The sequence below is a fragment of the Enterobacter sp. MGH 38 genome (genome assembly GCF_000492855.1).
In the GTDB taxonomy this organism is placed as follows: Bacteria; Pseudomonadota; Gammaproteobacteria; order Enterobacterales; family Enterobacteriaceae; genus Enterobacter; species Enterobacter hormaechei_C.
This window is the reverse complement of sequence record NZ_KI535608.1, coordinates 279,634-294,315: the sequence shown is the minus strand read 5'-3', so window position 1 is coordinate 294,315 and position 14,682 is coordinate 279,634. Positions and strand designations below refer to the sequence as shown.

At 57.8% G+C, this 14,682-nt stretch carries 14 protein-coding genes; 6 read left to right on the top strand and 8 right to left on the bottom strand.

Annotated features, from left to right (window positions below):
- The first annotated feature begins 73 nt into the window (after nt 1–73).
- Nucleotides 74–2,218: a TonB-dependent siderophore receptor gene (locus L384_RS09930; RefSeq protein WP_023324272.1), complete on the top strand. Its 2,145-nt coding sequence runs from the start codon at nt 74–76 to the stop codon at nt 2,216–2,218.
- A gap of 106 nt (nt 2,219–2,324) precedes the next feature.
- Here L384_RS09930 and L384_RS09935 read toward each other — a convergent pair whose 3' ends face one another.
- Entirely contained in the window at nt 2,325–2,666 is a 342-nt protein-coding gene (locus L384_RS09935; RefSeq protein ID WP_003858880.1) for a RamA family antibiotic efflux transcriptional regulator, read from the bottom strand.
- Nucleotides 2,667–2,698: 32 nt separating this feature from the next.
- Entirely contained in the window at nt 2,699–3,802 is a 1,104-nt protein-coding gene (locus L384_RS09940) for a RomA family MBL fold metallo-hydrolase (protein ID WP_023324271.1), read from the bottom strand.
- A gap of 191 nt (nt 3,803–3,993) precedes the next feature.
- On the opposite strand from L384_RS09940, the gene L384_RS09945 reads away from it, so the two are divergent.
- From L384_RS09945 to nfsB, 3 genes are all read left to right on the top strand, one after another.
- Nucleotides 3,994–4,584, top strand: coding sequence for a TetR/AcrR family transcriptional regulator (locus L384_RS09945; protein ID WP_003858882.1), 591 nt, complete (start codon nt 3,994–3,996; stop codon nt 4,582–4,584).
- Nucleotides 4,574–4,942, top strand: coding sequence for an MmcQ/YjbR family DNA-binding protein (locus tag L384_RS09950; protein WP_003858883.1), 369 nt, complete (start codon nt 4,574–4,576; stop codon nt 4,940–4,942). The genes L384_RS09945 and L384_RS09950 overlap by 11 nt, the downstream gene beginning before the upstream one ends.
- A gap of 120 nt (nt 4,943–5,062) precedes the next feature.
- On the top strand, nt 5,063–5,716 hold the full coding sequence (gene nfsB / locus L384_RS09955; protein WP_023324270.1) for an oxygen-insensitive NAD(P)H nitroreductase: 654 nt from the start codon (nt 5,063–5,065) through the stop codon (nt 5,714–5,716).
- A gap of 36 nt (nt 5,717–5,752) precedes the next feature.
- Here the strand turns inward: nfsB and L384_RS09960 are convergent, their stop codons facing one another.
- Both L384_RS09960 and L384_RS09965 read right to left on the bottom strand, forming a co-directional pair.
- Nucleotides 5,753–6,040 (bottom strand): helix-turn-helix domain-containing protein, encoded by a 288-nt coding sequence (locus L384_RS09960; protein WP_015571209.1) that lies wholly within the window; start codon nt 6,038–6,040, stop codon nt 5,753–5,755.
- Nucleotides 6,041–6,312: 272 nt separating this feature from the next.
- Nucleotides 6,313–7,182 carry a helix-turn-helix transcriptional regulator gene (locus L384_RS09965; protein WP_003858886.1) on the bottom strand — a complete coding sequence of 290 codons (870 nt, stop codon included), beginning with the start codon at nt 7,180–7,182 and terminating at the stop codon, nt 6,313–6,315.
- Nucleotides 7,183–7,289: 107 nt separating this feature from the next.
- Between L384_RS09965 and L384_RS09970 the strand changes: the two genes are divergently transcribed.
- Complete coding sequence (locus L384_RS09970) at nt 7,290–8,726, top strand: MFS transporter (RefSeq protein WP_023324269.1); 1,437 nt, start codon at nt 7,290–7,292, stop codon at nt 8,724–8,726.
- Between the two features lie 67 nt (nt 8,727–8,793).
- The gene (locus L384_RS09975; protein WP_023315564.1) at nt 8,794–10,038 is read left to right on the top strand and encodes a mechanosensitive ion channel family protein; all 1,245 of its coding nucleotides are present in this window, start codon (nt 8,794–8,796) and stop codon (nt 10,036–10,038) included.
- Here the strand turns inward: L384_RS09975 and L384_RS09980 are convergent, their stop codons facing one another.
- From L384_RS09980 to L384_RS09995, 4 genes are all read right to left on the bottom strand, one after another.
- On the bottom strand, nt 10,039–11,010 hold the full coding sequence (locus L384_RS09980; protein WP_023324268.1) for a LacI family DNA-binding transcriptional regulator: 972 nt from the start codon (nt 11,008–11,010) through the stop codon (nt 10,039–10,041).
- A gap of 75 nt (nt 11,011–11,085) precedes the next feature.
- Complete coding sequence (locus tag L384_RS09985) at nt 11,086–12,228, bottom strand: Gfo/Idh/MocA family protein (RefSeq protein ID WP_032628156.1); 1,143 nt, start codon at nt 12,226–12,228, stop codon at nt 11,086–11,088.
- Nucleotides 12,221–13,246 (bottom strand): sugar phosphate isomerase/epimerase family protein, encoded by a 1,026-nt coding sequence (locus L384_RS09990; protein WP_023324266.1) that lies wholly within the window; start codon nt 13,244–13,246, stop codon nt 12,221–12,223. Before L384_RS09990 ends, L384_RS09985 begins: the two co-directional genes overlap by 8 nt.
- A gap of 15 nt (nt 13,247–13,261) precedes the next feature.
- Nucleotides 13,262–14,497 (bottom strand): MFS transporter, encoded by a 1,236-nt coding sequence (locus L384_RS09995; RefSeq protein ID WP_023324265.1) that lies wholly within the window; start codon nt 14,495–14,497, stop codon nt 13,262–13,264.
- Between the last annotated feature and the right edge of the window lie 185 nt (nt 14,498–14,682).

The window sequence follows — 14,682 nt, the reverse complement described above, 5'->3', positions numbered from 1 at the left end:
ATAGTTTGCAATATCATCAACGGGGATTTACCGGTGATTTTATGGCGATAGCAACCAAGGACGTTCAATAAAAATGTTTAAAAATAATAAGATAATGCGGCTCTGGCTACTGAGTCTGGCGACGACCAGCGTCGCGGCTCAGGCAGAAACGAAAGAAGAAACGATTACGGTGACGCAGGGCGTGAGTGAAGAGCCCACTGCGCCCGTAAAAGGCATTGTGGCGACGAAAACGCTCTCCGCCACCAAGACCAGCGCGGAGATCGTGAAGACGCCGCAGTCGGTATCGGTGATCACCCGCGATCAGATGAACATGCAGGACGTCACCTCCGTTTCGCAGGCGCTGCGCTACTCGGCGGGCGTGTTTACCGAGTACCGGGGCTCGTCTAACCGTAACGACGAGGTGTTTGTGCGCGGCTTTAGCTACGTGCCGAAATTCCTCGACGGCTTAAGCTTTGGCGCAACGGCCTCATCACAGACGGGCACAGTTGACCCGTGGCTGCTGGAGCGCGTGGAGCTGGTGCGCGGCCCGGCCTCGGTCCTGTTTGGACAGGTCAATCCGGGCGGGTTAATCAGCATGACCAGCAAGCGCCCGACGGCGGAGGCCATTCACAACGTGCAGTTCCGCACCGGCAATAACGATCTCGCCGAAGGTGCGTTTGATTTCGGCGGCAGGCTGAGCGACGACGGCCGCGTGCTGTATCGCGTGAACGGTATCGCCCGTACGCAGCATAATCAAGTGGACGATTATAAAGAGACGCGGATGGCGATCGCCCCGGCAATCACCTGGTACCCGAACGATCAGACCCGCTTTACGCTGCTGACCAGCTACCAGAAAGATCCGGATGCCGGATACCGCAACTTCCTGCCCGCGTATGGCACGGTGAAAAGTGCCGACGGGAAGTACATCCCGCGCGATTTTAACGTCAGCGATCCGAATTACAATCAATCCTGGCGCGAGCAGACGATGATTGGCTACGAGCTGGAACACCAGTTCGCCGACAACCTCACCTTCCGCCAGAACGCCCGTTACGCCACCATCAAGCAGAAATATCGTTATCTGGTTTACGCCAACAGCGCGGCCAACAGCACGGTGTTGACCCGTCGCGCCCAGCGTGAAGCGCGCACGACCAACGAATTTGGCCTTGATAACCAGCTGGAATATCAGCTGGAGACCGGAAGCGTCAGCCACACCCTGCTCGGCGGGTTTGATTACAAGACCAGCAAGGATAAACAGCTGCTGGCGCGCGGGAGCGGCTCACAGTATGACCTTGACTGGACAAACCCGGTTTACGGCGTGAACGTGGATGAAAGTACCTTCAAAACGGCGTCCGACGAGCAGCAAAATCTCGACCAGATGGGCCTGTATCTTCAGGATCAGATGAGCTGGAATAACTGGGAGTGGCTGGTTTCCGGGCGCTACGACTGGAGCGAAGTGCGTACCAGCGACTTCACCGATAACAGCGTTACGCAGCAGAACGACAGCAAATTTACCTGGCGCACTGGCCTGCTGTACGCGTTTGATTCTGGCCTGTCGCCGTACATCAGCTACAGCACCTCGTTTGAACCGAACCTGCAAACCAACCGTGCGCCGGGCGTTGCGCCATTCAGGCCTACTACCGGGGAGCAGACCGAGATTGGCGTGAAATATCAGCCGGTCGACACCACGCTGATGACCCTGGCGCTGTACGATTTAACTCAGAACAACGTCGCGACCTATAACAGCGCTGAAGGCTGGTTCGAAAATGCGGGCAAGGTGCGTTCGAAAGGCGCTGAAGCGGAAATCCACGCCACGCTGATGGATAACATCAACCTGATTGGCTCCTACACTTACACCGATGCAGAAACCGAAAGCACCACGGTGGCGGGAACTGAAGGCAAAACGCCTGCACGCATTCCGGCACATATGGCATCGGCGTTCGCCAGCTATACCGTTCCGGGCGGCGCGCTGAAGAGCCTGACCGCTGGCGTGGGGATGCGCTACATCGGCACCAGCTACGGCGATGCGAAGAATACCTTCAAGGTGCCATCGGTGGATCTGTATGACGCGATGCTGCGCTACGACCTGGGCGAGATGAACCGCAGCCTGAAAGGGGCAAGCGTGCAGTTCAACGTCAATAACGTGGCAGACACAAAGTATGTGGCGTCGTGCGCAAGCGATACGGCGTGCTTCTACGGGATTGGCCGGACGGTGACGGCGACGGTGAATTACAGCTGGTAAGCATGGTGCGGTCTGATCCCCTCACCCTAACCCTCTCCCCAAAGGGGAGAGGGGACGATTACGCCCTCGCCCCTTTGGGGAGAGGGCCGGGGTGAGGGGATGTTTTTCAGTGCGCCCGACCGTGGTTTTCTTTGCGGTACGCACCGGGCGGCTGGTTGAAGGTGCGGGTAAAGATGCGGGTAAACGTCTGCTGCGAGTCAAACCCGTAGCGCAGGCAGATATCGTACACGCGCTCGTCTGACTCACGCAGATCGCGCGCCGCCATCAACAGCTTGCGTTCGCGGATGTAGCGCCCCAGACTTTCGCCTTTGTACTGCATAAACAGCCGCTGTAAATGCCATTTTGAGTAACCCGCATGGCGGGCAATCTCTTCGATGCGTAACGGCTGGTGTAGGTTGTCATCGATCCATTCGACAATCGTATCAATGACCTGAGCGGAAATCGTCATACTGCTCTCCCCCTCTGCTTCTCGCTTAAACATTATTCCCACCACTCGCGAAATTGTTGCGTGGTATAACTCACCCGCACGGGCTCGCCCAGCTCCGGCGTCAGCAGCCGGTAGTTTTTATCCTTGCTGGCTTTCGCCAGCTGGATCAGTGGATCGTTCCAGGTATGTTTCGCCAGCACAAAACGCCCGTTATGTCCCGGTACGACCGCTTTGGCATTGAGATCTGCCGAGGCCTGCGCCGTTTCCGCCGGATGCATATGGATGTACTTCCAGTCCTGGTCGTACTGCCCGTTTTCCATAATGGCTAAGTCCACTCCGCCAAACTGCTCGCCAATAGCCTTGAAGTGCGGGCCGTAACCGGAGTCTCCGCTGTAGTAAACCTTTCGCTCTGGGGTGACAAACATAAAGCTCCCCCACAGGGTCTGGTTACGCTTAATGCCGCGCCCGGAAAAATGGCGCGCGGGCAGAACATGTACCGTCAGCGCATCGCTGATATGCACCGATTGGTTCCAGTCCCGCTCGTCGATTATCTCCGGGGTCATCCCCCAGTAGCGCAGATGCGAACCCACGCCCAGCGGCGTGACCACGCGCTTAACCTTCGGCAGCAGCGCCTTGATGGTGGCGTAATCCAGATGGTCATAGTGATCGTGGGAGATAATCAGCAGGTCGATCTCCGGCATGCTCTCCGCACGCCACGGGTACTCCCCCGCAAATGCTTTATTGAGAAACGAGAACGGTGCGGCGTAGCTACTCAGAACCGGATCGATCAGGATGCGTTTCCCTGCCAGCTGCATATACCAGGAGGAGTGGCCGAGCCACACCAGCGTGTCCTGTTCAGGCGACAGGCTAGCCAGATCGGTTTTCACCAGCGGCAGCGGCTGCGCAGGACGGGCGTTTTCGGTTTTACGGGTAAGGAACTGCCACCACGCCACCAGCATATTTTGTTGCCCGGTAAAGCCCGGCGTAGGGAGCGTGTTATGGAATTGCCCGTCGCGATAGTGCGGAGAGGCTTCCACTTCAGAGAGCTGCGCACCCTGCGGTGGCTGGCCAAATCCGGCATTCAGTACAAACGGTAAACTGGCAGCTGAAGCAATAATCATGACTAACACCACGCAGATGAATAGAGGCTTTTTCATTTCCTGACCCGCCTACGCGCCCCATCCGATGGTTTGCGCGGGTGATACTTGATTATGAGTGAGTAAGCACTCATTATAGATAGGATGATTACGCCGTCAAGAAGGTTTTCGATCTTTGACATTCCGCGTTGCAGCGTATCAAGGCTCGTGTTTCAATCAGGGCTTTTACAATTGACGGGAGGAAAAATTTAGTGGCACGTCCGAAGAGTGAAGATAAAAAACAGGCCTTACTGGAAGCAGCAACGGCTGCGTTTGCGCAGTCAGGTATTGCCGCCTCAACGGCGTTAATTGCCCGTAATGCGGGCGTCGCTGAAGGGACACTGTTTCGCTACTTTGCTACCAAAGACGATCTGCTGAATGCCCTCTACCTGCATCTGAAGCAGGATCTCTGCCAGACCATGCTGGCGAATCTCGATCGCACCATCACCGAGCCAAAAGAGCATACCCGCAATATCTGGAACAGCTATGTGGACTGGGGCATTCGTAACCCCCTGGCGCATGCGGCTATCCGTCAGATTGGCGTCAGTGAAAAGCTGAACGCCGAAACCGAGCAGGCGGTGAAAGACATGTTCCCGGAACTGCATGAACTGTGTCGTCGTTCGATCCGCCCGGTGTTTATGTCTGACGAGTTTAAGACCTTCGGTGATGCAATGTTCTTATCGCTGGCTGAAACCACCATGGAGTTTGCCGCCCGCGATCCGTCCCGTGCCGTCGATTTTAAAGCGCTGGGCTTTGAAGCCATGTGGCGCGGGCTTGCTGAGGAAGATAACCATGGACAGTAAATCCTTGCAGGAACATGCCAGACGCGTCGCGCTGGAGATGCCTTTTACCGAACATTGCTGGCCGTTTGGCCCGGAGTATGACGTGTTTAAGGTGGGCGGGAAAATTTTTATGCTGATGGCGACCGCACACGGTCGGGCCCACGTCAGCCTGAAATCCGATCCGGAAAAATCGCTGCTCAATCAGCAGATCTACCGTGGCGTGGAGCCCGGTTACCACCTGAATAAAAAACACTGGATCTCCCTTTATGGCACGGACGACATCACGCCTGAACTGGTCACCGACCTGATTACGGATTCGTGGAATCTGGTCGTTGATAAACTGCCGAAAAAAGATCAGAAGTGGATTCGCCCAGCCTGATTGTTCGTCTCAGACGAACAGAATAAGCGCTCGAATCGCACTTATCTTTTCCCGCTTCGCGCGGTAATCTGCTTTCCTTTCACGCCCGCCCGCGGGCGAATTTCATCACCAGGAGTTGTTATGGATATTATTTCTGTCGCCCTGAAACGCCACTCTACCAAGGCGTTCGACCCAGCCAAAAAACTGACCGCAGAAGAAGCGGAAAAAATCAAAACGCTGCTGCAATACAGCCCGTCCAGCACCAACTCCCAGCCGTGGCACTTTATTGTTGCCAGCACTGAAGAGGGTAAAGCGCGCGTGGCAAAATCCGCGGCGGGCACCTATGTGTTTAACGAACGCAAAATGCTGGATGCCTCTCACGTAGTGGTGTTCTGCGCGAAAACCGCGATGGACGATGCCTGGCTTGAGCGCGTTGTCGATCAGGAAGAAGCCGATGGCCGTTTCAACACGCCAGAAGCAAAAGCCGCGAACCACAAAGGCCGCTGCTATTTTGCCGACATGCACCGCGTGGATCTGAAAGATGACGACCAGTGGATGGCGAAGCAGGTTTACCTGAACGTCGGCAACTTCCTGCTGGGCGTGGCCGCGATGGGCCTGGATGCGGTACCCATCGAAGGGTTTGACGCCGCGATCCTCGACGAAGAGTTTGGCCTGAAAGAGAAAGGCTTCACCAGCCTGGTGGTGGTCCCGGTCGGGCATCACAGCGTGGAAGATTTCAACGCCACGCTGCCGAAATCTCGCCTGCCGCTGAGCACGATTGTAACTGAGTGCTAAGCGCTTCTGGCACGCCGGCTATCGGCGTGCCCGTTTTCAGTAAAGCGTTATCTGCGGATGCTTTACCCCGCACACCAGCGCATAACGCGTTAATGTATCGAGACTCGCCCGGGTAATATTTGCTTCCATTCGTGATACCGTCGGTGCGCTGACGCCCATCCGCTCCGCCACCTGGGCGCGCGTCAGACCAGCATGATTGCGCCATTGCGCCAGCATCTCCCGCAGGCGTTCCTTGCGCTCTTCTGCATCAAAGGAAGCCTGAACTTCTGAATCGCTTAACAGTTCAGCTCTGAGTTCATCCCAGTCAATAATCTTCTTGCTCATCCAACATCTCCTGTTGTCGTTTCAGTGCCAGACGGAGTTCAGCAGAGGGCATTTTTTGCGTCTTCTTGATAAACACCCGCAGGCAATGAGAGGATCTCCTCCCTCACTGCCGCATGAACGATAAGTCTGAACACTGTATTTCATCCCTGATAATATTAGCATGTAAGGCAATTTGCATTAAAGGCTAATTTTGCCTTTCGTGATTCACCTTACCAGCTTATTCCAGGCAGGACCGGATCAGCGTTGATTCCCTGAAAGCCCCTCGCAAAAATTTATATCCCCTGCTCCGCCAGCCACGCCATCGCCCTCTCCCCTGCCTCATCCACGGGTAAATAGACCAGCAGCCGCGATCCGTTTCGCGGGGCGGAGTACCAGTACATCTGCTGGAGATGAAAATCCCCCAGCTCGGGATGGGTGAACAACTTGAGCTGGTTCTCCACGCCGCGCACGTCGTTACGCTGGTGCCACAGGGTTTTGAACTCTTCGGACACCGCAAAAAAACGCGCCAGCTTCGCTTCCCAGAGCGGGTCGCCACGGTGCTCAGCCATTGCCGCGCGGAAGTAGGAGACGAAAATCGGCAGCACGTCGTCACGTTTGCCGAGCCGCGCGCGCCACGCCGGATGGGTGAGGAACAGGTAAATACAGTTGCGATCTTCCGGCGGGATAGCGTTGAAATCGACGCCCATCAGGTGGCCGAAGCTGTCGTTCCACGCCACGATATCAAAGTTCGGTTTCTGAATGCTGGCGGGTTTCGGCATCAGGGTATCCAGCAGGCGACGCGTGCCTTCGCTGATCCCCTCGCAGCACACCGCCTGCGGGGCTTCGCCCGGCGGCAAACCGGCGAGCACAAAAAGATGCCGGGCTTCGGTCGGGGTGCATTGCAGCGCTTTTGCGATGGCGGCCATCACCGCGCTGGACGGATTGACGTCCCGGCCCTGTTCCAGCCAGGTGTACCAGGTCACGCCGACATCCGCGAGCATCGCCACCTCTTCCCGGCGCAGGCCCGGCGTGCGGCGGCGACCGCTGCGCGGTAAGCCGAGGCGCTGCGGATCGAGGCTTTCGCGCCGGGCACGCAAAAACGCGCCCAGCTGCTTGCGGGTGTCATCCTGGAGAGAGGTGACAGGTTCAGACATCAGCGCCATAACATCTCCTGCATGGTAGTGCCAGTACCAGTATAAGTAAGAACTGGTACCCGTTTATCAGATGGTTGATGCTACGACTCTACGCTGTTTGACGCAATGGAGTCACCATGAATACGTCAGTTGTTTCACCGGGTCGTGCGGGCCTGATATTGCTGTTAACCGGCCAGATGCTGCCGTTGATTGATACCTCAATCACCAACGTGGCGCTGGATTCCATCACCCATTCATTACACGCCACCGCCACTGAACTGGAGCTGATCGTCGCCCTCTACGGCGTGGCCTTTGCCGTCTGCCTGGCACCCGGCAGCAAGCTGGGCGATAACCTTGGCCGCCGTCGCCTGTTTATGTGGGGCGTGGCGTGTTTTGGCCTGGCCTCACTGCTGTGCGGCATGGCGGGCAATATCGAACAGTTGCTTGGCGCGCGCATTATTCAGGGTGCGGGCGCCGCGCTGATCATGCCGCAAATTCTCGCGACGTTGCATGTGACGTTAAAAGGAACGGCACACGCCAGAGCGATCAGCCTGTTCGGGGGTATCGGCGGAATTGCGTTTATCGTCGGCCAGATGGGTGGCGGCTGGCTGGTGTCGGCGGACATCGCCGGGCTGGGCTGGCGCAACGCCTTCTTTATCAACGTGCCGATTTGTCTGGTGGTGCTGGCGCTGAGCCGTCGCTACGTGCCGGAAACCCGCCGCGACACGCCGTCGCGCATTGACTGGACCGGGACTGTCCTGCTGACGGCAATACTGTGCTGTCTGCTGTTCCCGATGGCGCTCGGCCCGCAGTGGCACTGGTCGTGGCCGCTGAAGGCCGCACTGCTGGCGATTGTGCCGCTGGTCTGTGTAATGGTGCTGAACGCGCGCAAAAAAGAGCGTGAGAATGCCCACCCGCTCATCGCGCCGCGCCTGTTGCAGCTGCGCAGCATCCGCTTTGGCGTGCTAATCGGGATACTCTTTTTCAGCGTCTGGTCCGGGTTCATGTTCTGTATGGCGCTGACCATGCAAAGCGGTCTGGGGATGGCGCCGTGGCAGTCCGGGAACAGCTTTATCGCGCTTGGCGTCACCTATTTTATTTCTGCCTGGTTCGCCCCACGCCTGATTGCCCGCTACAGCACCAGCGCCATCCTGCTGACCGGACTTGCGATTCAGCTTGTCGGTCTGGTGGCGTTGATCGCCACGTTCCGTCACTGGGGAATGCAGAATACCGCGCTGACGCTGGCCCCGGCCACCGGGCTGGTGGGTTACGGGCAGGCGCTGATTGTAAACAGCTTCTACCGTATCGGGATGCGTGATATTCAGCCTGACGACGCGGGGGCCGCGAGCGCGATTTTAAGCACGCTGCAACAGGCTGCGCTGGGGCTTGGCCCGGCCATTTTCGGCGAGATTTTGCTGCACGGGCTGCAAAATCATCACGGAGATTACACCCAGGCGGTCAATGTCTTCCTGATGGTGGAAACGGCCATGATGGTGGTGCTGGCGCTGGCCACGCTGCGTATGCGCCATCGTCTGTGTTTACCGGTCGTCAAGGCCTGTCCGGCGACAAAATAAAACTGCCTGAATTTGCATAATAGATCCGCAGCCGCCATTATGGGGCTGCATCAATACAGGAGACGTTATGCAGGAATTAATTGCTCAGGTTGAAGAGTTAGGGATTGAAATTAATCACACCACCTCTTTAGTGATTATCTTTGGTATTATTTTTCTTACGGCCATTATCGTTCATTTTATTCTGCACAAAGTGGTGCTGCGCGCATTCGAGAAACGCGCCCAGGCCAGCAGCCATTTATGGTTGCAGATCATTACGCAGAACAAGTTATTTCACCGTCTGGCGTTTACCCTCCAGGGGATAATCGTCAACGTTCAGGCGGTTCTGTGGCTGCAAAAAGGCAGCGAAGCGGCGGAATTACTTACCACCTGCGCGAAATTGTGGGTGATGGTTTATGCCCTGCTCTCCTTCTTCTCGTTGCTGGACGTGATTTTCAATCTGTCGCAGAAAATGGCCACCGCGTCACAGCTGCCGCTGAAGGGGATATTCCAGGGCATCAAGCTGGTAAGCGCCATTCTGGTGGGGATACTAATTATCTCCCTGCTGATCGGTCAGTCACCCGCCATTCTGATAAGCGGCCTGGGTGCGATGGCTGCCGTTCTGATGCTGGTCTTTAAAGACCCGATACTCGGCCTGGTGGCCGGTATTCAGCTCTCAGCCAACGACATGCTCAAGCTCGGCGACTGGCTGGAGATGCCGAAATACGGCGCCAACGGCACGGTGACCGACATCGGCCTGACCACCGTTAAAGTGCGCAACTTCGATAACACCATCACCACCATCCCGACCTGGGCGCTGGTGTCCGATGCGTTCATCAACTGGAGCGGCATGTCCGCCTCCGGTGGTCGCCGCATCAAGCGCAGCCTGAATATCGATACCACCAGCATTCATTTCCTCGACGAGCAGGAGCAGCAAAAACTGATTCAGGCGAAACTGCTGAAGCCGTATCTGGCGGCGCGTCATGAGGAAATTAACCTGTGGAATCAGCAGAACGGCGAAGGGGAATCGGTATTAAACCTGCGCAAGATGACCAATATCGGCACCTTCCGTGCCTACCTGAATGAATATCTGCGTAACCACCCGCGTATTCGTAAAGATATGACGCTGATGGTGCGCCAGCTCGCGCCGGATGCCAACGGGCTGCCGATTGAAATATATGCCTTTACCAACACGGTGATCTGGGCGGAATACGAAGATATTCAGGCCGACATCTTCGATCATATTTTCGCGGTGGTGGATGAATTTGGCCTGCGTATTCACCAGTCGCCAACCGGGAACGATATTCGCTCCCTGGCTGGCGTCATCGCGCAATAATCAGGTGCTGGCGCGGGAAATAAAGCGCCAGTCCATCATCACCCTTTCCGTGGGCGCGTCCGGGTTGTCGATCTTATTTAAGAGCAGATCGACCGCCTTGCGCCCGATATCCCGCGACGGCTGTTCGATGGTGGTGAGCGAAATCATGTCCGCCAGCTCCGTACCGTCAAAGCCGACCACGGCAATATCCTCCGGCACCCGAAGACCTGCCTGCTGAATGGCGCGCAGCGCGCCCGCCGCCAGCGTATCGGAAACGGCAAATACCGCATCCGGCGGGTTTGCTTTTAGCAGGTTTTGCATCGCCGCCATGCCCGCCCCGGAGCTGAGATCGCTGGCATACTCCACCGCCTGATAGTCCAGATCCCGCAGGTGGATCACGCTCTTGTAGCCGCGTTCGCGCAGGCGGGCATATTTGTAGCTGAGATCGTGGTTGATCATCGCGATACGCTTGCGGCCGCCGTCGGCCAGCTGGCTGACGGCATGCTGTGAAGCGTCCACATCATTGATGCCGACGCAGGAGACCGCGCCCGCATCGGCGTATTCAGCGCACTGTACCCACGGCGCGTTGCCAATCAGCGCGGCCAGTTCCGGCAGTTTCGAGAATGCATCCATGGTGATAATGCCGTCGACGATTTTGCCGGAGAGCAGGCTTAAGCCCGAGCGGGAGCGCTCGATGTCCGAGCCGGAGTTGCACAGCAGAATGCGGTAGCCGTTTTTCTCCGCCTCGGCTTCGATGCCCTTCACCACTTCGGCGCAGAACGGGTTGGCAATGTTGGACACCATCACCAGGATCATATAGCTGCGGGCGGTGCGCAGCTGACGGGCGAGCAGGTTTGGCTGGTAGTTGCTCTCCTGAATCGCCCGCAGAACGCGCTCGCGGTTTTTCGCCTTTACGGTATCGCTGTTATTCAGTACGCGGGAGACCGTTGCCACGGATACCCCGGCCAGTTGAGCGATTTTCTGAATTGACATAGCGACGATACATCCTGCGGTTAGCGTTTTGTGCAGGCTACCATAAATTGATTGCCCGGCGAACCGGGCAATGCGTCAGTATTCCACGCGCACCCAGCGCTGCTGCTGATGACTTTTCACAATTGCATCAATGATATACATCACACTGGCGCCATCGTAAAAGGTGGCAAACTGCGGATTATCCGGCATCGCGCCCGCCTGCACGGCACGGTAAAACTGCGCCATCATATTTTTAAAGGCATCCGGCCAGCCTTCGATATGTCCGCCGGGGAAGTGGGCGCTGTCGGCCACGTCAGGGTTCATCAGGCCTGGATCATCGGTGAGCGTCTGGTTTGCCCGGGCGCGATGGCCGATCCACAGCTGCTGCGGGATTTCCTGATCCCACGCCACCGACTGCTCGCTGCCGTTAATTTCAAAGGTCAGGCGGTTTTTTCGCCCCGCGCTCACCTGCGAGACGCTAAAGCTGCCCTTGCTGCCGTCGTCAAAGCGGAACAGCACCGAGCCAAAATCTTCGGTGGTGACCGGTTTGACTTCATACTCCGCCTGCTCGTCATGGGAGAAGGTCTGATAACCACCCGCGCTGGCCTTGCGCCTCGGCCAGACGATGGATAAATCAGCCATCACCTCGGTAATGCGCCTGCCTGTCACATACTGTACCGTATCGCACCAGTGGGAACCGATATCCGCCACCGCCCGCGACGCGCCGCCGAGCGCGGCATCCACCCGCCAGTTGTAGTCGGTTTCCAGCAGCATCCAGTCCTGCAAATAGCTGCCGTGCGAGGCGAACAGCCGCCCGACGGTGCCCGCGCGCATCATGCTCGCCGCCTGGCGCACCATCGCAAACTGACGATAGACAAAGCTCACGCCATGCACCACGCCCGCCTGCTCTGCCAGCGCCACCAGCTCGCGCGCCTCGTCCGGCGTCATGCACAGCGGCTTTTCGGAAAACACGTGCTTGCCCGCGCGCAGGATCTGGCGGTTAATCTCCGCGTGCAGGTGGTTCGGCGTGCAGTTGTGCACCGCATGCAGATTGGGGTGCGCGAGCAGTTCTTCCACGCTGGCGTAAGCATGCGGGACATTTAGCTGGCGCGCCTTTTCCTGCGCCTTAACGAGCGAACCGTCGCAGAGCGCGACCACCTGCACAAACCCGAGACGCCTGAGCGCCTCGATGTGTGCCGGGCCAATAAACCCGCTGCCGATAATCCCGACGTTAATCATGGCAGCCCCCTGCGGCGAAATCATCAAACGCCCGTCCGGAAACGGGAATAATGTGGCGGCGGATAAATTCGCTGCCCTCACTCGCGCCGGTATCGCCATCCTTCAGGCAGCACTCCCACTCCAGCACCGCCCAGCCGTCGTAGTCGTACTGGGTCAGCTTGCTGAAGATGCCCTTAAAGTCGATTTGCCCGTCGCCGGGCGAGCGAAAGCGTCCGGCGCGGTTGATCCACGGCTGGTAGCCGCCGTAGACGCCGCTGCGCCCGCTGGGTCGGAACTCCGCGTCCTTCACGTGGAACGCTTTAATGCGCGCGTGGAAAATATCGATAAAGGCCAGATAGTCCATCTGCTGAAGCAGCATATGGCTCGGGTCGTAGAGAATGTTGCAGCGCGGATGGTTATCCACCAGCGCCAGAAAACGCTCGAAGGTCACGCCGTCGTGCAGATCTTCCCCGGGATGCAGCTCAAAGCAGACGTCCACCCCCTGCTCGTCGAAGGTATCCAGTATTGGCCGCCAGCGGGTTGCCAGCTCCTCGAACGCTTCCTGAAAACGCTGCTCGTTATGCGGCGGCCACGGATAGAAAAACGGCCACGCCAGCGAGCCGGAGAAGGTCGCGTGCGCCTTCAGCCCTAATCTGGCCGAAGCGACCGCCGCCTGCTTCAGCTTTTCCGTCGCCCACGCCCGGCGCGCCGCCTCGTTACCGCGCACGGCGGCGGGTGCGAAGTGGTCAAACGCCTCGCTGTAAACCGGATTCACCGCCACGAGCTGCCCTTTCAGATGGGTCGACAGCTCGCTGATAACCAGCCCGTGTGCGGCCAGCCTGGCGGTGATGTCGTCGCAGTAGGCCTGGCTCTCTGCGGCTTTCTCGACGTCAAAGATGTGCGGATGGTTGCAGGGGATCTGCACCGCCTTATAACCTTTACCTGCCGCCCATTCAGCAAGCCCGTCGAGCGAATTAAACGGCGCTTCTGCGCCAATAAACTGCGACAGAAAAATGCCCGGTCCTTTCATTGTCCTCATACCACCTCCTGAACGTTACGCCTTGTCATCGTCATACTTAAACGTGAGAAGGAAAATCAGCGCGATCGCCGCGGCAGCCACCGCCGGTATCCACCAGAATGTGACCCACGCCTGCGGCACGGTCTGTCCTGCCACCAGGCGGTTGTAGAGCGCGCCGGAAATCTGCGAGCCGAGCAGCATGCCGATGCCGTAGGTGAACATCACGATCATGCTCTGGGCCTGGCCTTTCACCTTTTCGCCCGCCACGCGGTCGGTATAGATAAAGCCGACGACAAAGAAGAAATCGTAGCAGACGCCGTGCAGCAGAATGCCGAGGTACAGCAGAATGCGCCCCTCTTCGCTGACGCCCAACGCGAACATGGCATAACGCACGAACCACGCCAGCATGCCGATCAGCAGCATATATTTCACGCCCAGGCGGCGGAACAGCAGAGGAATAACCAGCATGAAGACGATCTCAGACATCTGCCCGAAGGACATGGCGGTGCTGACGTCGGCAATGCCGGCATCCGCCAGATACGAGGCGGTGTAGGCGTAATAGGTGCCGAGCGGGACAGAGATCAGCATCGCGCAGACGGAGAAGACGAAGAAGTGGCGGGTTTTAAGCAGCGCGAAGGCGTCCGCGCAGAAGAGATCCCGCACCTTAACCGGCAGGCCTTTTGCCGGCGCTGGCGTGTGCGGCAGCGTCAGGCTGTAAAGCGCCAGCAGCACGGAGCTGACCGCCGCCACCTGGAAGATGGTGACGCTGGACGCCACGCCGGTGACGCCGATGAAAATGCCCGCCGCGATCCAGCCGATGGTGCCGAACACGCGCACTACCGGGAAGGTTTTATCCACGTTCGCCAGGCTGTGAAACGCAATGTTGTTGGTCAGCGCCAGTGTCGGCATATAGCAGAGCGTGTAGCCAAACAGCAGGCCAATCAGCAGCGCGCCATTCTCAGCAATCAGCGCCCCCGGCACGAACCAGAGGATCGCCGCGCCCGCGAGGTGCATCACCGCCATCACCTTCTGCGAGGCGAAGAAGCGGTCCACCAGCATCCCGAGCACGAACGGCGAAAGAATAGAAGCGATGGGCCCGGCAGAGAACGCGTCGCCAATCAGCAAAGACATGTTGTGCCGGGTCATCACCAGGCCAAGCGTGACCGACCAGCTACCCCAGATAAAAAATTGCAGAAACATCATCAGCGACAGACGCGGCACCAGCAGCCGGTGTTGCGTTATCGCCTTTTCACTACTCTCAGTTGACACCATGATAAGCCTCACCCGGAAAAAGTAATCGATTACAAAACAGTTCAAATAAAAAGTAATCGATTACAAAATAAAGATCCTGTGGATCGAAACGGAATTGGGAGGGGGGTCACGATAAAGGTGGAGTGATACTTTGTAGGCCCGGTAAGCGCAGCGCCACCGGGGTGAAGGCGGGGCAGTGTGGTGTG